Source organism: Streptomyces sp. NPDC048415 (genome assembly GCF_040651675.1).
Taxonomy (GTDB): Bacteria; Actinomycetota; Actinomycetes; order Streptomycetales; family Streptomycetaceae; genus Streptomyces.
The window spans coordinates 15,430-36,088 of record NZ_JBEZKJ010000083.1; the positions used below are offsets into that span (position 1 = coordinate 15,430).

At 67.7% G+C, this 20,659-nt stretch carries 18 protein-coding genes and 5 pseudogenes; 8 read left to right on the forward strand and 15 right to left on the reverse strand.

Annotated features, from left to right (window positions below):
• Positions 1-71 precede the first annotated feature (71 nt).
• Entirely contained in the window at positions 72-1,625 is a 1,554-nt protein-coding gene (locus tag AB0D27_RS35555) for a hypothetical protein (protein ID WP_362516855.1), read from the reverse strand.
• A gap of 448 nt (positions 1,626-2,073) precedes the next feature.
• Between AB0D27_RS35555 and AB0D27_RS35560 the strand changes: the two genes are divergently transcribed.
• A complete protein-coding gene (locus AB0D27_RS35560) occupies positions 2,074-2,259 on the forward strand; it encodes an IS3 family transposase (protein ID WP_362516886.1) in 186 nt (61 codons plus the stop codon).
• On the opposite strand, the gene AB0D27_RS35565 is transcribed toward AB0D27_RS35560, so the two are convergent.
• The gene (locus tag AB0D27_RS35565; protein WP_362516857.1) at positions 2,228-2,425 is read right to left on the reverse strand and encodes a hypothetical protein; all 198 of its coding nucleotides are present in this window, start codon (positions 2,423-2,425) and stop codon (positions 2,228-2,230) included. The two genes, AB0D27_RS35560 and AB0D27_RS35565, sit on opposite strands and share 32 nt — an antisense overlap.
• 70 nt (positions 2,426-2,495) lie before the next feature.
• Here AB0D27_RS35565 and AB0D27_RS35570 point away from each other — a divergent pair, with 70 nt between their 5' ends.
• Together AB0D27_RS35570 and AB0D27_RS35575 are read left to right on the forward strand one after the other, a co-directional pair.
• Positions 2,496-2,786, forward strand: coding sequence for a hypothetical protein (locus AB0D27_RS35570; RefSeq protein WP_362516859.1), 291 nt, complete (start codon positions 2,496-2,498; stop codon positions 2,784-2,786).
• A gap of 580 nt (positions 2,787-3,366) precedes the next feature.
• On the forward strand, positions 3,367-4,221 hold the full coding sequence (locus AB0D27_RS35575) for an alpha/beta hydrolase (protein ID WP_362516860.1): 855 nt from the start codon (positions 3,367-3,369) through the stop codon (positions 4,219-4,221).
• Here the strand turns inward: AB0D27_RS35575 and AB0D27_RS35580 are convergent.
• From AB0D27_RS35580 to AB0D27_RS35590, 3 genes and pseudogenes are all read right to left on the reverse strand, one after another.
• Positions 4,221-4,712 (reverse strand): annotated as a pseudogene (locus tag AB0D27_RS35580) (transposase); the annotation flags it as partial. The gene AB0D27_RS35575 and the pseudogene AB0D27_RS35580 sit on opposite strands and share 1 nt — an antisense overlap.
• A gap of 6 nt (positions 4,713-4,718) precedes the next feature.
• Positions 4,719-5,053 (reverse strand): annotated as a pseudogene (locus AB0D27_RS35585) (carboxymuconolactone decarboxylase family protein); the annotation flags it as partial.
• Between the two features lie 670 nt (positions 5,054-5,723).
• Positions 5,724-6,008, reverse strand: coding sequence for a hypothetical protein (locus AB0D27_RS35590; RefSeq protein WP_362516862.1), 285 nt, complete (start codon positions 6,006-6,008; stop codon positions 5,724-5,726).
• Between the two features lie 89 nt (positions 6,009-6,097).
• Here AB0D27_RS35590 and AB0D27_RS35595 point away from each other — a divergent pair, with 89 nt between their 5' ends.
• The 3 genes from AB0D27_RS35595 to AB0D27_RS35605 all read left to right on the forward strand — a co-directional run bounded on the left by AB0D27_RS35595 (position 6,098) and on the right by AB0D27_RS35605 (position 9,991).
• A complete protein-coding gene (locus AB0D27_RS35595) occupies positions 6,098-7,978 on the forward strand; it encodes an MFS transporter (protein WP_362516864.1) in 1,881 nt (626 codons plus the stop codon).
• 238 nt (positions 7,979-8,216) lie between these two features.
• Complete coding sequence (locus AB0D27_RS35600) at positions 8,217-8,645, forward strand: DUF2267 domain-containing protein (RefSeq protein ID WP_362516866.1); 429 nt, start codon at positions 8,217-8,219, stop codon at positions 8,643-8,645.
• A 2-nt stretch (positions 8,646-8,647) separates the two neighbouring features.
• On the forward strand, positions 8,648-9,991 hold the full coding sequence (locus tag AB0D27_RS35605; protein WP_362516868.1) for an aromatic acid exporter family protein: 1,344 nt from the start codon (positions 8,648-8,650) through the stop codon (positions 9,989-9,991).
• Between the two features lie 202 nt (positions 9,992-10,193).
• Here the strand turns inward: AB0D27_RS35605 and AB0D27_RS35610 are convergent, their stop codons facing one another.
• From AB0D27_RS35610 to AB0D27_RS35625, 4 genes are all read right to left on the reverse strand, one after another.
• Positions 10,194-11,300: a hypothetical protein gene (locus AB0D27_RS35610; RefSeq protein WP_362516870.1), complete on the reverse strand. Its 1,107-nt coding sequence runs from the start codon at positions 11,298-11,300 to the stop codon at positions 10,194-10,196.
• A 214-nt stretch (positions 11,301-11,514) separates the two neighbouring features.
• Positions 11,515-12,618 carry an FAD-dependent monooxygenase gene (locus AB0D27_RS35615; RefSeq protein ID WP_362516872.1) on the reverse strand — a complete coding sequence of 368 codons (1,104 nt, stop codon included), beginning with the start codon at positions 12,616-12,618 and terminating at the stop codon, positions 11,515-11,517.
• A complete protein-coding gene (locus AB0D27_RS35620; protein WP_362516873.1) occupies positions 12,558-12,857 on the reverse strand; it encodes a hypothetical protein in 300 nt (99 codons plus the stop codon). The genes AB0D27_RS35615 and AB0D27_RS35620 overlap by 61 nt, the downstream gene beginning before the upstream one ends.
• Positions 12,858-12,934: 77 nt before the next feature.
• Positions 12,935-13,369, reverse strand: coding sequence for an Rrf2 family transcriptional regulator (locus AB0D27_RS35625; RefSeq protein ID WP_362516875.1), 435 nt, complete (start codon positions 13,367-13,369; stop codon positions 12,935-12,937).
• Positions 13,370-13,497: 128 nt separating this feature from the next.
• Between AB0D27_RS35625 and AB0D27_RS35630 the strand changes: the two genes are divergently transcribed.
• Positions 13,498-14,253 (forward strand): SDR family oxidoreductase, encoded by a 756-nt coding sequence (locus AB0D27_RS35630; protein WP_362516877.1) that lies wholly within the window; start codon positions 13,498-13,500, stop codon positions 14,251-14,253.
• A gap of 1,389 nt (positions 14,254-15,642) precedes the next feature.
• Here the strand turns inward: AB0D27_RS35630 and AB0D27_RS35635 are convergent.
• The 5 genes and pseudogenes from AB0D27_RS35635 to AB0D27_RS35655 all read right to left on the reverse strand — a co-directional run bounded on the left by AB0D27_RS35635 (position 15,643) and on the right by AB0D27_RS35655 (position 19,548).
• Entirely contained in the window at positions 15,643-15,888 is a 246-nt protein-coding gene (locus AB0D27_RS35635) for a hypothetical protein (RefSeq protein ID WP_362516879.1), read from the reverse strand.
• Between the two features lie 291 nt (positions 15,889-16,179).
• Positions 16,180-16,838 (reverse strand): annotated as a pseudogene (locus tag AB0D27_RS35640) (IS110 family transposase); the annotation flags it as partial.
• Between the two features lie 320 nt (positions 16,839-17,158).
• The gene (locus AB0D27_RS35645) at positions 17,159-17,377 is read right to left on the reverse strand and encodes a hypothetical protein (RefSeq protein ID WP_362516881.1); all 219 of its coding nucleotides are present in this window, start codon (positions 17,375-17,377) and stop codon (positions 17,159-17,161) included.
• Between the two features lie 400 nt (positions 17,378-17,777).
• Complete coding sequence (locus AB0D27_RS35650) at positions 17,778-17,987, reverse strand: hypothetical protein (protein ID WP_362516888.1); 210 nt, start codon at positions 17,985-17,987, stop codon at positions 17,778-17,780.
• Between the two features lie 472 nt (positions 17,988-18,459).
• On the reverse strand, positions 18,460-19,548 hold the full coding sequence (locus AB0D27_RS35655; protein ID WP_362516882.1) for a hypothetical protein: 1,089 nt from the start codon (positions 19,546-19,548) through the stop codon (positions 18,460-18,462).
• 248 nt (positions 19,549-19,796) lie between these two features.
• On the opposite strand from AB0D27_RS35655, the pseudogene AB0D27_RS35660 reads away from it, so the two are divergent.
• Positions 19,797-19,953, forward strand: a pseudogene (locus AB0D27_RS35660) (transposase family protein); the annotation flags it as partial.
• A 59-nt stretch (positions 19,954-20,012) separates the two neighbouring features.
• On the opposite strand, the pseudogene AB0D27_RS35665 reads toward AB0D27_RS35660, so the two are convergent.
• Positions 20,013-20,231, reverse strand: a pseudogene (locus AB0D27_RS35665) (transposase); the annotation flags it as partial.
• Positions 20,232-20,659: the final 428 nt, after the last annotated feature.

Here is a 20,659-nt window from a genome sequence, read left to right on the forward strand (position 1 = left end):
AGCCCTCAAGCCCGGAAAGACAACAGCCACCAACCCTGCAACAGCCCTGAGGGCGCGGCGCGCGGCTCGTGTCAGACAAGGAACTCGGCGAGCGGAAAGGACCGATGGCGACGTGGTGGAACCAGATAGTTCTGCCGGTGGGTCGTGTGCAGGACCGAGTTGATGCCGGCGTGGGGGCTGCGCGGTGCCATAGGGAGTGTCCTATCGGAATAGTGGCCGTCCATCGCGAGCCGAACGAGATTGAAGATTCCGATAGTCGGCTGGAACGAAATGAAGTGCAACCCGGCCGCTTTCTCCTTCTTGTAGTGGTCTCCCGTCGGATCGGATGTGTAGTGGAACGGATTGTCCAGCGTGTCGAAATCTCCGCGCACGGGGATGGTCGTCCCGCTGGGGTAGGCCTGCCCATAATTGCTGGTCGTCGATGATGTGGTGCTGTCCACCATCGACATGCTCCCACTGTGGCCGTAGGCGTGGTACCGCTTGACCCCTTGCGCCACTTCGGCCTCACTTTGACCCGGCGGTTGGAGGGCATACGTACCCGGCGCGGGCGAGAGGCCGGGCTGGAGCATCGCCTGGACGCGATCCGCGTACGTGGGGTACTTCTGTTCGTACCAGGCCACCAGGTCTTGAAACAGGTGCGAGAGATGCATGGTGGACCCCTGTTTGAAGTAACCTTTGGGCCACTGATCGGTGAGGCCAGGTAGTGTCTCCAGACTCGCGATGTTGCCGGGTCCCATATTCGAGTCCAGGGTGGTGGCGAAGCCGAGGAAACCCTGCGCCTGACGAGGAATCGACTGCGCGCCGGGGATATTGGCCGCCAGCGCCAGCTTGCTCGGCAGGCCCTGTTGCCCGTAGAAACCGCCCCCGGAGAAGCCCTGGCGGATACTCGTCACCTTGAACAGGCTGCCCGCCTGGTTGCTTCCAAGCCCGAAGAGGGCCTTTTGGGCTTCCTTGATATGGGCGAGCGAGTCACTGCGGAGTAGCACGGCCACGTCATTCTGTTCCAAGCGGACCGGCCCGAAGCCGGGCGGGGGCTGGTCGCTGGGGAACGTCCTGGCCTCCTGCAGCGCATATACGGTGTGGCCCTCCGCCTTGGAGGTCGTCAAATCGACCGGCAGATACGTTGGGTAACGTGTTCCCGCCTTGAAGAAGTCTGACGTCTTGCCCAGGGTTGGGACGTAGTGGTGGAAGTAGGGGAGTCCCCAGGCCACCGTGGTGGCCACTCCTGTGGGAGTGGGCGGAAATTGGCGTTCCAGATCCAGGAGGGCGGACTCGAGGTGGTGCTGCGCCTCCTGCAACGCCTTGGCTTTCGCCGGCACATTCAGCTTTGCGGTAATGACATGATCGTGCAGGGCCGGCACCCGGACCGCAATCGTACCCTTGCTGCTCTTCACGGCCGAGCCATCGACCTCGACCACCTGCTCGTTCTGCAGGATCCATTGTTCCTGGATACTGTCGGCGGCGGCGGCCCGGTCCGGTGGTTTTGCAATGCTGCCGATCATCTCGTAGATGCCGGCGGATGCTAGAGCGGCACCGAAGGTGCCCGCTGTCCCTTGAAGAAGGCGTCGCCTGCTCAAGCTCCCGCGTGATCGTTCCGCACGCGCATTTTCGTTGCCGTCTGTCATGAAATGAATTCCTCCCACTCATGCGCATCCGAGGGGTCAGGGGAAATAGAAGGCGAGGACTATGTGATTGCGCCGCCGCGGAGGACCGCCGCCCGAGTAGGCTGCTACCACGTCTCACCCATAAGGGTCTGCTCGCGATGCGAGGTTCCCAGCGCCGATACAACCTTGCGCACGTGCCGCCGGATAACCGATGACGGTGGGTGCGCTGACTAGTTGCCCTCGTCATCACCTTCGCTGTCACGATATAATCACACGCGGCCTGGATCCTTGAAGCCAACACGCGGCTCGGGTCATTGAAGCCCAACCCACACCAATCCGGTGCGGCTCAGAACCTATCGGCTCACCCAAGACTCGACTGACAGACAGTGTTGCGACCATTCCTTGAGCCCTGGCGGTACACGTCCATCAAGCGGACTCGTTCGACAACGCCCTGGCGGAGAACCTGTGGATACTGGCCAAGGCCGAGTGCGTCCGCGGCCTCGTCTTCGCCACCCGGGCCGAGGCGAACCTCGCGCTCTTTGAATACACCCACGGCTTCTGCAATTTCCGTCGCATCCAGAAACGCATCGGCTACCTCAGCCCATCGAATTCGAGGAAAAGCACTACGCCGACCGGGCGACGACCGAACCAGTGAAACCCTCGACCACGAACTGCTGCCGAAGAACATCGAAGGCACCCGCGCCAAGCTGAAGTGCCTGGTCAAGCTCGATGTCCTCACCGAGGCCGACGCAGGCAGCTTCACCAGGAACCAGTAGCCGACCGGGCACCGCGACCTGCAACCGAAAAACGACGCCCTCCACCAACCACTCCCGACAGGTAAGGCGAGGCAGGTGCCGAGCGTCAATGTGCATCGCTTGATGGCGATCGAAAGTGGGCCGCGATCTGGTGTGCGTACTGATCCTCCGGGCCGAAGTCCTGGACCACTCGATGGGCCTCATGGGCCTGATTTGTCTCGCACAGCAGCCGGACAAGGACGTACAGGGCGTCACGGTCACCATCTTTGGCGCGGCTGCGCAGCGCAGCCTCCATCCCCCGCTCGCCAAGCGATCTGTTGAGTCTCCGACGTGCGTGGACATCCGTGCGAGCGAGTTCCGTGAGTTCCGTGAGCCGTCCCGCACGGGTGAGCAAATCCATGTGCCACAGATGTTGTCGTGCATGTAGTGATCGGTGGAGTAGCACTCGGCGTGGGCGCTTACCAATGCGATGGCCGCATCCCAATACCCGAGTTGCTCCGCTGCCCGGGCCTGCTCGAACCAATCCACAGGACGAGTATCACGTAGCGCTGCCTCATACAGCGTGGTGGGAGTGGCCGCCGATGAACGTCAGCCACGCTCAAGCGCACGCCGCCGCCCGCCAAATAGTCTCAAAACGACCTCTCCTAGACGACGCCGCATTCTCAGAGCTGACTGCATATCAGGGCCGTGTACGGCGTTGTGCTGATACATGTAGTTCAGCCGCGTAGCGACTCATACCAGCGCTTCGCGACGGGACGTCACGCGGCATCCGCCCTAGGGACCGTCAGGGAGCGACCAATGGGCGCCTTGACCAACTCCGGGCCGTCCGACTTCTTCGGACGCCGCCTCCGGTCACTCCTCTTCGGTACCGGTCCCGGCATCGCCGAGCACCTCCTCCAACATCCGCACGCCCTTGCTCAAGTTGCACCGCGCGTGCGCACTTCGCGTTCGACGCAGATCTTTAATCCGGTGTTCGAAATGCTGGATGCCCCCTACAGTGAAGACCAATGGCACTCCTACATGCTCATGACTACGGGGGCGATGGCCCTCAACTGGTTCTACTGCACGGTTACGGACGGTCGCTCGCCGACTGGGACGCCTCGGCCCCCCTGCTCACCGCCGGACACCGTGTCCTCGCCGTCGACCTTCCCGGGCACGGCCGCTCTCCCGGTATCTCCGCCTGGACCATCCCCGCCGTGGTGCGGCACATCGCGGACACAGTCGACGCGCATGGCATGCCGGAGGCCGTTGTGGTGGGCCACTCCCTCGGCGGACTGGTCGCGGTCGAGTACGCCCGGGCGAACCCGGGCCGCGCCCGTGCCGCCGTGAATCTCGACGGCTTCTGGTGGGGACGCGAGTACCCCGGCGCTGACCGGGTGAGTGAGGGGCTGCTGGCGTCGGCCGGGACCATCGCACCACCCGAGTACATCGAGGAGAAGGTCATCAACGCCGCCCGGTTCGGGATTCCCGCTGACCGTGCGGAGGCGGCTACCCGAGCGGCCGCACGCCCGTTGCCCGACGGCAAGTGGCAGACGCTGCCGGAACGGGCGGAAGCGCTGGAGATCTTCGACGAACTCCACAGGATCTTCGCGCTCGGTGTCACCACATGGCTGGACGGGGTCGACTGCCCGCTGCTGCTGGTACAGGCCGGCCGACGGCTACCGCCTGCGCCTGGCATGGAGTGGTTCGACGATTTCACCGCCCGGTTTGCACAAGGGGTCTCCGAGGAGCTGGCCGCGCTCTCCCGCACCCGGCCGACGATCAGCGTCAACCGGATTGACGCCACCCATCTCATGAACCTGGAGACTCCAGAAGCGGTGGCGACGCTGGTCGCCGGGTTCGTTGGAGGACTGCCCGACTAAGCGCGCCGGCGGTGCCGCAGTTCCAGCGCGGCGATCGCGGTGCCGGGGGTGTTGGTGGCGAAGCGGTCAGCCGCAGGCCGTCGGGGTCAGGGAAACGCAGTTGGGCGCCGGTGCGCTCGTTGCTTGCGAACGATCAGGCGCATCCCCTTCGGCCAGCCTGTCAGGCAGTCGCCGGCGAGCTCGGCGACCCATGCGCCGTCGCAGACCTCGCCGCCGGGCTCGACGGCCGGCGTCCAGGCCGAGGCCGGGACCTGGAGCACAGCGTCGTGGACGGCGTCGGTGATGGTCATGCCGACCGAGTACGACAGCCACCGGCCCCGCGCGGCCGGACAGTTGACGAACTCGTGGGTGCCGCCGCCGAAGTCGGTGCGGACCAGGGTGCGGCGCCCACGCCGGCACCTCTTCGGAAGCTGGGCCAGGGATATTTGGGTGGCAGTGATGTGGTCGGCGGCGGTGTTACTGCCCGCGTTCCCAGCTCGTAGCAGGCCCGCGCTCCATCAGAGATGAGGGCGTACGACGGGGTGCTTGCTCATGATCGAGACCCGGTTGAAGGCGTTGATGGTGATCGCCGCCCAGACCACCGCGGAGATCTCGTCGTCGGCCAGGGTCTGGCGAGCCGCCTGGTAGGCCGGTCCTGCACGGCGGCGTTCGCGGGCCCGATGGTCGCCTCCGCGAGGGCGAGTGCCGCGCGTTCGTGTGTCGTGAACAGTTCGGTGTCGCGCCAGGCGGCCAGTACGCCGAGGTGCTGTGTGGTCTCGCCAGCGCGCAGCGCGGCCTTGGTGTGCACGTCCAGGCAGTGGGCGCAGCCGTTGATCTGTGAGACCCGGAGGTTGTGTTGCCGGCCAGCACGGCGCAGGCGGCATTATCCGCGTCGATCAGGTCGGACTCCCCGCGCTGGCGCCGCACTCTGCGGTCGGGACGGTTGAGTTCGACCACCTTGCGACCATGCCCGCGCAGGCGGGAAGCGAGTCCGGCGCCGTGGGAGCCGGTTCCCTCTCGACCGGACCGCCGGCGCCTGTACCCGGGCGCCGTGCGGGCCGCCCCGGTGGATGGCCGTCAATGACGCCGGCCGGCCCGATCGAAGAGGACGTACGCGGTTCATGTCGCTCCCGCCACCATCGCAAACGCACCCCGTCCCGTACTTCCGCCTGCGAGGTGAAAGCCCTCCCCGCTACTCGACCTCGGAGAGCAGGATCCCGCTCCCGATCCCGCGTCCCCGCGCCTGTCGGCCGCTCCGAGCCCCGTTGGGGCGCCCCCCGGAGGCCCGGGGAGGGTCAGTGGTCCACTTCATGTCGAAATGCCATAAAATGGACGCTGGCCGTCACCCCTGTGCGCCGCGGTTCTCCGACCGGTCCCCCGTGGGCCGTGGACCGCGCGAGGCTTCTAGCAGAGCTCGAGGTGAGGCCATGTACGACGCCCCCCTTGTCCGACGTGCTCGGCGCCCCGGCCCGTGGATGCGGCGCGGGGTGCACCCGCGCCGGAGCGCGAAGCCCCCAAGCGTGTCAGTGCGACCGGCGCTCCGCGCCGGATCCCGCTTCGGGCTTCTTCTCGCGGCGGATCCGCAGGGCGCGCATCAGGCGCAGCGGGAAGAGACCGACGAGCGGTGCCCGACGCCCCAGGTCCTCGCGGTCCTCGCGATCGAAGGCCCGCGCGTAGCGCTTCGCGTCCTCCGCTGTCGGATACCGCTTGGAGCCCCCGGCGCCGCATCCGCGGGCGCACTGCCAGCGCATCGTGTCGGCGTCGCTGAGAAAGCGAAAGCGATGTCCGAGAAGCCGGCAGCTCAACATGGAGACTCACTCTATGCGGAGCGGCGCGTTCCAACCTGTTCGCCCGCTCTTCCTCCGATGTGCCGATGTGCGGGACGGGGAGGAATGCCATGACCACCGTCCAAGAACTGCGCACGGTCACCACGAAGGTTCCGGCGCGCCTTGATCGGCTGCCGTGGTCCCGCTTTCACTTGCGGATCGTGATCGGCCTAGGGACCGTCTGGATTCTCGACGGCCTGGAAGTGACGATCGTCGGTGCGGTGGCCTCCCGGATGACCGAGCCGGGCAGCGGCATCTCGGTCACCAGCGCAGACATCGGTACCGCCGCCGCGATCTATGTGGCGGGTGCCTGCTTCGGCGCGTTGCTCTTCGGCCGGCTCACGGACCGCTACGGCCGCAAGAAGCTGTTCATGCTGACGCTGGGAATTTACATCCTCGCCACCGTCGCGACCGCGTTCTCCCACGAGGCCTGGTACCTCTTCCTCTTCCGGTTCCTGACCGGCATGGGCATCGGCGGTGAGTACGCCGCTATCAACTCGGCCATCGACGAGCTGATCCCGGCCCGCAACCGCGGCCAGGTAGACCTGGCCATCAACGGCAGTTACTGGGTCGGCGCCGCGATCGGCAGCCTGGCCGCCCTGGCGCTCCTGGACACGGACCTCCTCGCGGCGGATCTCGGCTGGCGGCTGGCCTTCGGCCTCGGCGGCATCCTCGGGCTGGGCATCATGGTGGTGCGCCGGCACGTCCCGGAGAGCCCACGCTGGCTTTTCATCCACGGGCGGGAGGAGGAGGCCGAACGCATCGTGGAGCAGATCGAGGCCGAAGTGCGGGAGGAGACCAGCCAGGACCTGCCGGAGCCCGGTGAGGCCATCACCGTCCGGCAGCGGGACGTCATCCCCTTCACCGAGATCGCACGGGTCGCCATCAAGCGGTACCCGCGCCGCGCGGTCCTCGGGCTGGCGCTCTTCATCGGGCAGGCGTTCCTCTACAACGCGATTGTCTTCGACCTGGGAACGATTCTGAGCGGCTTCTTCGGCGTGAAGTCGGGCTCCGTCCCGTACTTCATGGCCATCTTCGCGGTCGCCAACTTCCTCGGACCGCTCCTCCTCGGCCGACTGTTCGACACCGTTGGCCGGATTCCGATGATCGCGGGAACCTACTTCGGCTCCGCCGCCGTCGCCGTCGTGCTGGCGATCCTGCTGATCAACGGCTCGCTCACGGCATGGTGGTTCTTCCTGCTGGTGTCACTGACCTTCTTCGTGGCCTCCGCGGGAGCGAGTTCCGCCTACCTGACGGTCAGTGAGGTCTTCCCCATGGAGACCCGTGCGCTGTCCATCTCGCTGTTCTTCGCGGTCGGCACGGGCGTCGGCGGTATCACCGGACCGCTGCTGTTCGGCCACTTCATCCACAGCGGTGACGTCGAACTCGTCGCTCTCGGCTTCATCATCGGAGCGGCGGCCATGGCACTCGGAGGACTGGCCGAGGTGTTCTTCGGCGTCCGGGCGGAGCAGCAGTCCCTGGAGAACATCGCCCTGCCCCTCACCGCCGAGGAGGCCGAGGCGGACGCCCGCAACGAGCCCTCCCCGCAGTCCCTGCGCGAGCGCGGCCGGCCGGAGGAGGTGCGGCGTGCGGAACGCGAGCGGGACCTGCGGGTCGCCGAACGCACCGCCCGCCGCCAGCAGCGCGAGCGCGCGGGAGTCAACCGCTACCGGCCCGGAACGGGCAGTTCCTTCTACTCGCCGGGCATGGTCGGCACCGCCGGTACGTCGAGCCGGTCGGCAGCCATGGCGGAACGGCGGCTCGACGAGGAGATCGAGCAGGTCGCCAGGACCCTCGCGGCGCGCGGACCGACCAGCCGCGAGGAGCTCGAACAGGCCGTCGGCGGCCGGTCGTGGGGCCCCGGGCGCTTCCGCAGGACATTGCGCGAAGCGGTCAGGGAGGCGCGCGCCAAGCCACTGGGCGACGACACCTACGGTCCTCGGGGCCGGTGAACCGGACCCGGCGGAACACGGTGGCCGCACCGGGAGGTGATGACCCCAGCCGACGCGGTCCACCGGGCAATCCGTCCCGGTGTTGCGGGGGCGGGGCACGCAAAGCCTCCGACCATCGGGATTACCGACAACCAGCACAGCGACGGCCGAGACCGCACGGGCCCGGAATTCCACCCGACCCGGGGCTGCTCCACCACTCCCCGTGCCGTGACGCCGTGGACAGCGAAAGGACCACAACATGGTCGCGACAGGCTTTTCCTCGTTCGACACCATGGTCGACAAGGCCAACCGGCTCCTGAAGGAGATCGAGCAGGCCTTCGGCTGGCCCAAGGATCGCCGGAACCAGTCGTACGCCGCCCTGCGCGGGGTGCTGCACGCCCTGCGGGACCGGCTGTCGGTCGACGAGACCGCACAACTCGGCGCGCAGCTTCCCACGCTGATACGCGGCGTCTACTACGACGGCTGGAAGCCCGCGGAAACGCCCGTGAAGATGAACCGGGAAGAGTTCTTCGCACGGGTAAGGGAGGAGTTCCCCTACGCGATCGAGGGAGGCACCGAGGAGCTGGTACACACGGTCCTCGAAGTGCTGAAAGGCCACGTCAGCGAAGGTGAGTGGGGGGCCCTGAAGGCCCGTATGCCCAAGTCGCTGGCGACAGTCCTGCCGTAACCGTGCCAACCGGTAAGGTGCCCGCGCCCCCGGCCCGGGCCCCCGTGGTGGGCCTGATCAGGCGACGCAAGGAGCCCGTCGTCGTCCAGACGTTGCGCTCGACCGTCGCCGCGGTCCTCGCCTACCTCGCGGGGCTGTGGCTGTCCGACAACCCGCAGCCGCTGCTGGCCCCGCTGACCGCGGTGCTCGTCGTGCAGGTCACTCTGTACGCGACGCTCACCACGGGGATCCGGCGGATCGCCAGCGTGGTCGCAGGAGTGCTGATCGCGGTCGTCTTCGCCGACGTCGTGGGGCTGACATGGTGGAGCCTCGGGCTGCTCGTACTGGCCTGCCTCACCGTCGGCCAGCTGCTGCACCTCGCCCCGTGGGTGGAGGAGGTGGCCATCACTGGGATGCTCGTGCTCGGCGTCGGCGGGGAGCCCACCCAGGCGGTCGGCCGCGTGGTCGAGACCCTGATCGGCGCCGCCGCGGGTGTCCTGCTCAATGTGCTGGTCGCCCCTCCGGTGTACGTCCAGCCGGCGGGCGAGGCGATCAGGGACCTGGCCGAGCGGCTGCGGGTCCTGCTGCTCCGAATCGCCGACGGGCTGCCGCAGGGCGCCTCCGCCGCTCAGGCGGCGGAGTGGGTGGAGGAGGCGCGCCGGCTGGACCAGCAGACCGCCGGCGTGGATGCCGCGCTGGCCACGGCGGAGGAGAGCCTGCGGCTCAACCCGCGGGGACGGCAGGCACTCGGGGCGCGGCTGGTCCTGCGCAGCGGCCTCGACACGCTTGAACACTGTGTGGTGGGCGTGCGTTCGTTCTGCCGCTCCCTCACCGAGCTCGCGGAACTGCACGGGGCCGACAGACCGGTGTACTCCGAGGAGCTGGCGGCGGGGCTGCGGCAGTTGCTGTGCCACCTCGCCGACGCGGCCGAGTGCTTCGGCCGTCTCGTCCTCGCCACGGTCGCCGCCACTGCGGCGCCGCGCGTGGGGCCCGACACCACGCCCGTGAAGACCGAGCTCGTGCGGGCGCTGGAGGGCGCCCGTGCGGAACGCGACCGGATCGCGGCACAGCTGCTGTCGGAGTCGGAGCGCGAGCCCAACGCTTGGGAGCTGTACGGGGCGCTGCTGGCGCACGCGGAGCGGCTGATGAACGAGCTGGACGTGGAGCGGCGGATTCGGCTGCCGGCCGAGGGGGGCCGCCGCGAGGCACGGATCCGGGAGGTGTGGCGCGCCCAGGCCGCCGGAACCGCCGGAGTCCTGATGCGCCGACTGGGGACGAGCGTACGCACCGCGGACGACCTGGTCCGCCGACGCCTGCGACGCCGGTCGGGGACGGCCGAGGGCGGAGGGCAGCCGGCCAACGGCTAGCCTCGCCGTTGCGCGCGCTCAGGAGACTCGAAGGTCTTCCTGAAGTAGCTGATCTTGAGTCGAGAGCTCGTCGTCGCCTGCCGGTGCAAGTCCGCTTCGGGTAGCTGCCAGGAAGCCCGGCAGCTGACTGGCGGCGTCGGGGGAAACCCCGGCGTCGAGACCCAATGTCGAATCTGCCATGACATTCGTCAGGCATGTGGGCCTACCCGTTCTGCTGCGAGCTCTCTGGGGGCGTCCCGCCCTGCTGTTCGCTCGGGCGGTATCCGTACGCCGCTTCCCTGACGGCCAGATCGCTCTCCAGAGCCGCTCCCAGCGCGCCGCCGATCATTGCCAGGGAGGTGACCACCCAGGCAATCCTGAAATAAGTGCCGACGGTCACCAAGTGGTGCAGCTGGCCTTCGAGGACGTGGAACGAGATGAGGGTCAGAGCGCACACGTTCAAAATCATGAGCAGCGCCAGGTACAGCGTCAGTACGCCCAAGAGGACGGTGAGAGCCGTGGCCACATTGATGATCGTCACCCGTTCCCGCACCGCCGGCGACGGGCTGCTCTCCCAGAGCCTGTGAGCCACGATCAGCGTGCCTCCGATAGCCAGCACCGAGCCGATGGCCAAAAGGATCATTCGTGCCCAGTCCATGCTGTCAGAGATCTGCCACATCGCAGGCGAGGTGAGGCCGAAGGCAGCGGCTCCGAGCGCACCGACCAGCGCTCGGGACAGGCCCGCGATCAAGCGCCACGGCCGGTTCGCTCGTACCATTCCCAGCAGCAGACGGAGATCACCCGGGCCGGGCGCCGTCACGAAGCGAACGTTGTCCTCGCCGTGGACGTAAGCGTGTCCCACGGGCGAGGTCAGTTCCCCGACCTTTCGCACCCTTTCCCGTAGCCGGGCACGCCCCACAGGCCGGCGTCTTTTGTCCCGAGCACTGCGGCTGAGCAGATGATCGAGGCTGCGCATGACGGCCTGAGTGACCCTGTTGGGCAGATCGACCGCGCCCAGCGCGGGCACCGAAACCACGCCCACCCCGAGCGCGACACTCACATGTGCTGTCACCGTCCGCCGCCCCACCTGGAGAGGAAGATCGGTCAGACAGACCGCCAGCTGCCAGTCCTCCTTCAGCATGATCTCCCTCGTCACCTGCACGAGATCAACACGTGCGCCCGCTACCGATCCCACCAGCGGCTCCGTGCGGCACACCACTTCAGGGGCGATCGACGGGTCCCGCACCGCCAGCGCAGCCTGGACGGAATCCGCGACAACGTCGGCGATATCCTCCGCGAGCCCTGGCGCGGTAAGGAGGGCGACGACCAACCTGCGCCTCCTGCGCTCCGGGTCGTCGGACCGGCTCGATGACTCGTTGCTCACCCGCCCAGCCTTATCATCCGGTAGGTGTCACGGCCACGAAGCCGCGCACGTATCAAGCCGCAGGTCCTGGAAGAAAAGGAACGCGCCCGACGCTTCTACGAAGCCGCCGGTTGGCGCGCCGATGGCACGGCCCTGGAGGACACCACCGGCGGGGCCTCTCTCAACAAGTTGCGTGACCGCCGCCCTCTTGGCTGCCGGCCTTCGCCGCGTGATGTCGCAGGCTGGCCCCGACGGCAGCCCCAGCGAGCACGGACCGGTCGTCGTCGCGGCCTGATGCACCCCACTGGCACCAGGAGCTGGAAGGGCGGCCGCGTTTCCAGCCCTTACAGCAACTCGGTTGGCATCCAGGCCACATCCAGGCCTGGCCTACGTCGAGCTCGGAGACGGACGGAAGACGCGCCTGCGCAGCCCGGTCGCCCGCAGCGCCAACGGGGCGAGACACGGAGCGAGTTGAGTGCGGGCCAGGCGGATGGCCCGGTTGCGGCTGGTGACGATGGTGAAGGTGCGGTCGGTGAAGCGCAGGACGCTGCGGCCGACGGGGGCGCTCGGTCTCGTACGTATCCAGCAGCTCCTGGGGAGCGGCGCCCCTGCAGACAAGGGCGAGCTTCCAACCGAGATCGAGACTGAGCGCGTCCTGCATGCCGGTGTTCATGCCCTGCGCCCCCGCCGGGCTGTGGATGTGGGCCGCGTCCCCGGCCAGGAAGAAGGGCCCGGCCCGGTAGTGGGTGGCGCCCCTGTTATGGAGCCGGAAGTCCGTCATCCAGACCGGGTCCCGCAGCCGCAGCTTCTCGCCGGTGCAGCGGTCGACGATCTCCTGCATCAGCCCCAAGGTCACCTCGGCGTCCGGTGCGCCGAGTGGTCGCAACGCGAGCATCCGCCAGGTCGCGGGCTCGCCGAGCGGAAAGCCGCGGGCTCGCCGAGCGGAAAGCAGAACAGCATCCCGCCCGCGGTCATGCATGAAGGTGCGCGCGGCGCCCCGCTCCAGCCCGTCGACCTCCACGTCGGCGAGGAGGAACGTCTGCGGGTAGGCGTAGCCCCGGAAGCCGATCCCTGCCGCGGTGCGTACGGTGCTGTCGGCGCCGTCGCAGCCGACGACGTACCGGGCACTCACGGTCTCTTCCCCACCGTCCTGCCGCCACAGTCGACAAGTGACGTACGCACCCTGCGCCTCCAGCCGCAGCAGCTCCGTGCCGCGCTCCACCGTCACTCCCTCCGTGCCCAGGTGTTCAGCGAGGACGCTCTCGGTCTCGGCCTGCGAGAGCAACAGGAGGAAGGAGTACGGGGGTCGGTGAGCTCGCCGGAGAAGAGCGGAATCTGCACGACGCGCCCGGGCAGATGCATCCGCAGCCGCACCGCGGGGTTACGCCGCTTGACCAGCTCGTCGGTCACTCCGAACCCGGCCAGCGCCTCCAGCATGCGCGGCTGGATGGCCAGCGCCCACGACTCACGCACCCGGTGGAGGGAACGGTCGACAATTCCGACGACGAACAGGACCCTAGACAAGTCCAATCGTCCCAGGTCAGAAGCATTCCTCGCTTATTCGATCAAGCCTCGGACAGCCACCTCGCGAAAGCGCGAGGCTAGCGAGGTGCCGCGAGGACGTCCCGGAGTACGTCCTCGAGCGTGACGCGGGCCAGCTCGTGTCTCAGGGTCTCCTCGATGCCCTCGTAGATGCCCTGCATCGCCGGCTGGATGCCGTAACCCACCACGCATCCCTGGTCGGGAGTGGCGCGGTGCATCGCGAACAACGGGCCGGGTTCCACTGCCTCGTACACGTCGAGCAGGGTCATCGCCCCCAGCTCGCGCGCCAGCGACCAGCCCGCGCCCACGCCCCGCCGGGATTCCACGAGCCCCGCCCTGCGCAGCTCGCCGAGCAGCCGCCTGATCACCACGGGGTTGGTGTTCGCGCTGGTCGCGATCTGCTCGGAGGTGGCGACCTCATGGCCCTGGCGCTGGTAGAGACCAATCCAGGCCAGCGCGTGGGCGGCGATGGTCAATCTGCTGTTGGCGCTCATGAACCCCTCATCTCGGCCGCAACGCTTTATGTTACGACCACACAGTCGTAACAGCAAAGGTTGCGATGAACTGTCGTAACCATTAATGTTTCGACTATCGGGAAGGCTCAATCAATGAGGTGAGAAGAATGAGCAAGCCGCTCACGGGCAAGGTCGCCCTGGTTACCGGGGGGTCGCGCGGACTGGGAGCCGCGACCGTACGACTGCTGGCCGAGCAGGGCGCCGACGTCGCGTTCACCTATGTCAGCTCCGAGAAGCAGGCGCAGGCCGTCGTCGACGAGGTGCGCGTCAAGGGAGCGAAGGCCGCCGCCTTCAAGTCCGACCAGGCGGACATGAGTCAGGCGCCGGCGCTGATCGACGACGTGGTCGCGCACTTCGGCGGCCTGGACATCCTCGTCAACAACGCGGCGATCTCGGTGGAACAGGGTCGCACGGTGGACGACCCGGACGCCGACACCGCCGCACTGGACCGGATGCACGCCACCAACTACCTCGGCGTGATCGCCGTCATCCGGGCCGCCTCCCGAGTGCTGCGCGCGGGCGGCCGCATCATCACGGTGAGTTCGGGACTGGGCTCCCGGGTCGGTGCCCCGGGCCTTGCCGACTACTCGGCGACCAAGTCAGGGATCGAGAGGTACACCATGGGGGTCGCACGGGACCTCGGGCCCCGGGACATCACGGCCAACGTCGTGGAGGCCGGACTGATGGAGGACGGCATGGAACCGCCGGACCCCGAGACCCTCAAGGCCATGCTCAGCTCGCTGTCCCTGCAGCGCGTGGGTCACCCCGACGAAATCGCCGCGGCGATCGCCTTTCTGGCGAGCCCCGCCGCGTCGTACGTCACGGGCGCGGTGCTGGACGCCCACGGTGGCTACAACGCCTGAACCGCAACCCCTGCCGCGCACCCCGAAGGACATCGCGCCTTCGGGGCGCGCACCGCCGACGAGCACCACCAGCACCATGACGCACACCCGGCGTGCGGTGAGCCGCTCGCGCAGCACGACGAAGCCGACCACCGCCCCCACGGCAGGGCTCAGCGCGAGCAGGAGCCCGAAGGCCGCGCCCCGACGTACCGCATCAGGCTCGGGCGAAGTCGACCGAGCCGAATACTGCAACGGCGCTTGTGTTGATGGTTGTTCGGGTGGCGGTGGTGGGTGGCCTCGTTGTTTGTAGTGGCTGGTGCGGGCTGGGTGTTGTCGTCGGCGGCGCCGGTATGACCAGTGCAGGACGGGGGCGATCGAGGGTTGCCGACGGTCGGTGAGGCGGGTGATCAGGCATCTGATCTCGGGGGAGGCTGAGCGGGATGAGCTGGGAGGACCCGTTTCTGCTGTGGCCGTGCCGAGTTCGGCGGCTCGCTGGACGGTGAGGCAGGCGTGGGCGGCGGCACCCCGCAGCGCGAGACCGGCCTCAAGCGGCTGATCGACCGCGTCGTGAAGACGTACCGGAAGGTCGGCGAGAGCTACAAGTACCTCGCCTCGCCCGCCACCTGGGCGACGGCCCCGGCAAAGCCGCCTTCTTCTCCGACATCACCCGGTGGCTCGACAAGCAGGAGAAGACCTGGGCGGCCCTCGGCATCGACTACGACGCGGTCATCGACAATCCCTTGAAGGCGCCCGTCCCGCAGCTGTTCCTCACGCTGGCACAGAAAGCGCGCGCCCTCCTGTGCGACGCCGGCGGGCGGTGTACGAAGTCGTGCTGCTGGCAGGCCTGCCGCCACGACCAGCGGGATGGAACAGTTGCTGCGCGGCTGGGTCTACGCAGCCGACCACGGAGCCTTTGCCAGGGCCGGGCCTGCGGCGGACAGCGCTACGGGGCACTTGCCGGCGGACCATTGAATGGCCTGCTGCTGGACATCACCGGATGAACGGCTGACGAGATCGACACTGGCGTCGCCCTCCAGATCGAGCTCGGGCAGTTCGGTGCCGGCGGGCGGGCGCTGTACGACCCGCGCCCCGGCGACCCGGCCCGCGGGGACTGGTCCCGCGCCACTCCTGATCCCTTCGCAGGCGGGAGCGGCCGCTACCGGCGGGATGAGAACGCCAGCCGGAGGCACACCACCCGTCATGGTCGGCCGTGGCAGCCATCCCCGAAAACCTGGTCGAGCCGGAGCGTGCCCGCCTGGCCGGCCTCTCCAGTAAGGAGTACGAGGAGCAGTGGCGTCGCTGGCGTGCGGCGTCGAAAGCAGTCGGTACGAGCTGGAGCAGGCCGTGAAGAAGGCGGTTCGGCACACCGAGGAGGATCCGGCGGAGTAGCTGGCCGCGCCGGGGTTCCGGTCACGGTTCCTCGTGGTCGCGGTTGTTGCAGGCGTCGTCCACCTCGTTGCCGGTCCACGGTGCGGCCACTGGAACGAGCGCGAGTGCCCGCTTGCAGAGGTTGGTGGCAAGAGGGTTCCGGTGGGTCGTGGTGTTGGTGCTGCGGCCGACGTTGTTGCCGTTGTTGTTGTCGTTGTCGGCGTGGGCTGGTGTGGCGAGCGCGAGACCGGCCATGGTGAGCGCGGCGAGGGCGCTGATCTTCTTCATAGCCGGGTCAACGACGCAAGATTGGCCCAGGTCACGCCGCTGAACTCCTCTGCCGCGTCGCCGACCTCAAACGCTGGGCACGCAACCGGCCCCGCGCCGCCGTCGGCACCACCAACCTGACCTGACCGGCACCGGACACACCACCTTCCCCGACGGGCAGGGAGGTGGCAGACCTAAAAGGCAGGTCCTCACAGGTGACCTTGCAACTACCTTGCGGCTATGGCGTATTACCGCCGTCTCGCGACGCTGCTCGGTACGGATCCCACTCAGGCCACTGCGGACGATGTGCGGCTGGCGTTCAGCCGCTTCGATGGCGGTCTGAGCGAGTCGGTCAGTGCGGACGACCTGAGGTTGCGTAGCCAAGTCTCCAGCCGTTTGGCGCCGATCCGCCGGAGGGCGGCCGGAGTCTGGTAGCCCGTTAAGAGGGTGAGCGGACCGGTGTTGGTGAGGTCGAGCGCGCGCTCCAGGCCAGGGAAGATGCCGGTGAGCTGGGCTCGGAGGCGGTTGACGGTGCGGGTGCGGTCGGCGACCAGGTCCATGCGGCGGCCGGTGAGGATCTTGAGGTCGGTGACGGTTTCGTCGCCGGAGCGTAAGGGGTGCAGGTCGTGGCGGATGCGGAACTGGTCGGCGATGACGGCGGCATCCTTGGCGTCGGGTTTGCCCTCGCCGCGGTAACTCTCGGAGGCGCGGTGGATGGCTCGGCGGGAGATGTAGTGCACCGGCTGGCCGTGGTTGAGGAGGATCGTGATGGCCAGGGCGGCTCCGCCGTCGGCCAGGCCGATGCCCCAGGTCACCTCGTCGCCCAGGGCCAGGACATCGGCGAGGAGTTCGAGGAGTCCGGGTTCGCCGTTGGCGACGCGTCGTGACGGCAGCCGTCGGCTGCTCTCGTCGATCACGACGCAGTGGTGATGGGTTTTGCCTGCGTCGATGCCTGCCCAGATCGCGGCCATGGGTGCCTCCGTGCGGTCTGCTGCTGGTGCCTCCCGACGGACGACCTCGCTGTCGATTCCGTACAGCGATCATTCGCAATTCCTCATTGGCAGCCGAGTCGTCGTGGGACGTCGGGTGGCCAATCAATGCCAGCCGCGAGCGGCAGAAGGTTGAAAGCCACACCCGACGTCCCAGGGTGGATGAACCATACGAAGCGCTCGCCCGATCCCGCAGAACAACGTACGGACGGTCGAGGATGTGCCATCCGAGGTTGAGCGGTTGAGCCCCGCCGAACGGCTTTGGCTTCCGGCGTCGGCGACCAGGCTGCAGAGGAGCTCGCCTACGCCAGTAGCTGGCCTACGTTGATGTTCATGCCGTCAAGTTGCGCGAAGGCCGTCTTGACGGGCCCGGCCGTGATCGGCTGAGCGAGGTTGTGGAGCAGGCCGCTGACCGGAACGGGGTCAGCGGTCGGGGCGAGTGCTGAAGCCGTGTGCGCGGATACGCCCAGGCCGCCGAGAGCGAGCAGCGCGGTAGCGGCAATGCGGGATGCTCTGATCATTTTTCGGTCCCTTACCGGAGCTCTTCGAGGGTGATCCCCGGCAGCCCGGGGAGCGTTGCATACTCGTCGCATCAACGCCCCGATCGGATCTTGGTCACGGTCGCATACGCCCCAGCGACGGCCCGTGCCGACGGCTCACCGCTCAACCTTGGATGGCACGCGCTCAGCATTCCATGACGCAGAACAACACCGGCTGCCCGACTGTGACCTCCAGCGATAGGTGGCCAAAAGAGGCTGGAAGCCTGCTGGCCAGCGGCCGATACGCAACGACAGTTGGCCATTCTGCTCAGAGACACTTGGCCACTGCGGCCTCGATCTCTTCCCGGAGGTGGGCGACCCAGCCCGCCAGGCCAAGCACCCATTCGGCGCCCAGACTTTGGGTTTCCTGCACTTCTCAAGGTCAACTGGTCGGACCCACGCCGACCTGTAAATCATTTAAGGGGCTTTTCACGTTCCATAGACGCACGGTGCCGTCGAGTGAGCCGCTGGCAACGATCCTGCCGTCCGGGCTGAACGCCACCTGCATGATGGTGTCGGTGTGGCCGGCCAGAGGCTTGCCCAGGGGCGCCGCCGCGGTGCCCGAGAGCGTGCGCGTGGTGAGGTCCCACAGCCGTAAGGGGGGCCGTGGACGATTCCTTGGTAACGGTCAGCGTCCGCCACACCAATGGTGAGGTGAGCGAGGGCCTCCCCTGGGAACTGGCTCGGCTGACTGTACCCGGGGCGCGGTCGTCCACGTGCCGGTCGATGTGCTGACCGAAGGCGGGCGGGCGATCCGCTGCTCGACAGCACCTTGTGGCGGGTTGATCCCCCTGCTTCGCAGCTCGTCCACCCGATGGCGAGCGGCGAGTTCGCGTTGTTCCAGCAGCTCCACGACCGACGGCATCCACGACCTCGACAGGAGCAACGACACGACAGGCCACCACTCCCATGGGATCGCCGCCCCTATGCCCGACCAGCGAAAGCGTCGTCCTCAAGTCCGTGAGGCCAACAACATCTTACGAGGGAGTCCTGGGACACCGGGCATGAGGCAACTCGGGGGCCTGCAGGTTCGGCGAAGATCAACGTGTCACGCGCGATGGGACTCACTGGCGGAACTCCCACCGGCGAAGGGAGGCGTTCCAGCGGAGTGTCCCCGGGAGCGCCTCGACTTGAGAATGCGTGCTCGGTGTAGGTGGGGGGAAGTCGAGCTGGGCCAGCGCGTCGAGGGCCTCGTCTGCCGCCTCCGTGGGGATGTGCAGTGCCAGCTCGCGGCTGAAGTCCTGGGCAACAAGGATGCGTTGACCAGGCTCGGCGAGCACAGTATCGGGATGCTTGCGACGCTGGACCATCCTGCGCAACGCATTTCTGACGACCTCGTGGGCGTCCTGAGCTGCGTGGCCCACGAGGGCCTGGATGAACGGGACCAGGGCGACGCTGACGGTGATTGTGGTCACCGCCGTCGTCCAGTCTGCGGACGCCGGCGACCTTTGGTACTCGATCGCCTCGGCCCGCGCGTACAACTCGGCCATACCATCCACGTCACCGCATAGAAACGCCACATCCCCCGCCTCGAACAGGGTGCGTCGGAGCAGGTTCTGGCCGTACGTCTCTCCTGTCTCCGCCACCTCGGCTCTGCGCACCGCGCGGCCGGCGGCTTCGAGGGACTGTTCGCGTCGGCCACGAGCGGCGTACCAGCGGGCGGCGAAAAGACCGCCGGCGCGGTCGCCCAGGACATCGGCCTCCTCATAGAAGGGCCCTGCCTCTTCGCCACGCCCCGCTCTCTCCAACCACCGCCCATATGCGACGAGGCCGGCGGGTTCTCCGGCCTCGGCAGCCCGCCGATACCATCCTTCAGCCTCCTGTGGGCGGTGCCGATCCCATCGCTGCGCCACACGCAGGGCGGCTTCGCCTTCGGAAGCCGCTCCCGAGAGGGCGAGCGCCTCGAAGGCATCGTCGGGCCGTCCCGCGTCAATCAGATCCTCAAGCAGGAACTCGATGCTGAAGTGGTGCCCGTTCAGCTGACTGCCTCGCGCCTTTCGGAGCCAGGGGCGGTACTCGTGGGCCGGTCTCCCGTTCAGGAGCAGCCAGCCACCGAGCTGGATCCAGGCCACGGGGTCGTCGTCCTCCGCCGCGCGCCGAAGCACCTCCTCACGGTCCGGCACGTCGCTCTCGCCCTCCGGGGGAGTGGTCATCGTCCTTGCCTCCGTGTACTCGACCGTTCGGAACTGGCTCAACAGGCCTGATGGCTCCTATGCCCTGGCACCACCCCGGCGAAGCACCCCTACGCCTCGCGCCGCCTCAGAGCCTCCTTCTGAACCTGAACGCGCTGGTCAACACTTGGAACCGGTGCGCCGCTCCACATACGTCGGAAGCCGTGCAGCCACGCGGAACTCCGACTGCCTACCGCCCGGCTTCAGTCGCTTCGGCCGCTTTGCCTGGGGGGAAGTTGGTGACCGCAATGCACCGCGGAGGGTGAGGATGCAGTGCGGCGGGGCCAGCCATGGGGACTGCCGCTGGAGGACCGGGTGCTGCTCGTCGCGACGTACTGGGGCACGAGCTTGACGGTGCGCCAGCTTGCCCCGGTGTTCGGCGTCTCTCCTCGCGAGCCTTGCCGCCAGGTCAGGTGGGTTAAGGCATGTTGTCCGAGACCGGCGGCAAGGGCTGCCAGCGACGGTGCGGGGTTCCGGTAGCGGGGCTGGGGCCAGCAGCCGACGGCCCCGTAGCGGGCCGGGACAAGGGGCTTTGCGTCGAACGGTTGGGCAGTCACATCCCCACGAATGGCCAACACATAGGCGATTCCGCGGTCGGACAGTGCGGTCCGCAGGTGTGCGTTGGCGCCGTAGGCGGCATCGGCCACGACGACCGGTGGCGACATCCGCCAGGCGGCTAGCGTGGAGCATCTCCCACTGCGTTGGCCGGTTGGTGAACGCCTCGACGGCTGTGACGCTGCTGTCGTTCATGGTGGACAGGGTTCTGAGATCCCGGCCGCCGGTCACGTCCACTGCCGAAAGGTGATCACCTGAAGTCCACTGCCGAAAGGTGATCATCTGAAAGCCCAACCTATGCCCGCCCGGAGCCCCTTGGGGAGCTCAGCCCAGCTCTCACATGGCCGGGTGTCCTGCAACCGCCCGTTCCCGGCTCCTCGACAAGGACGTGGGTGAACCCAGTGCCGGCACCCGACCCAATCGGGCAGCCCGTAGGGAGGGTGCTAGTACTGCAACGGTGCATACCGTGACTAGTGGCCAGCTCGTTCGTTGGTGTGGTTATGGGTGGGGACCTTGCTGATGTGCGTGGGTGGGCGAG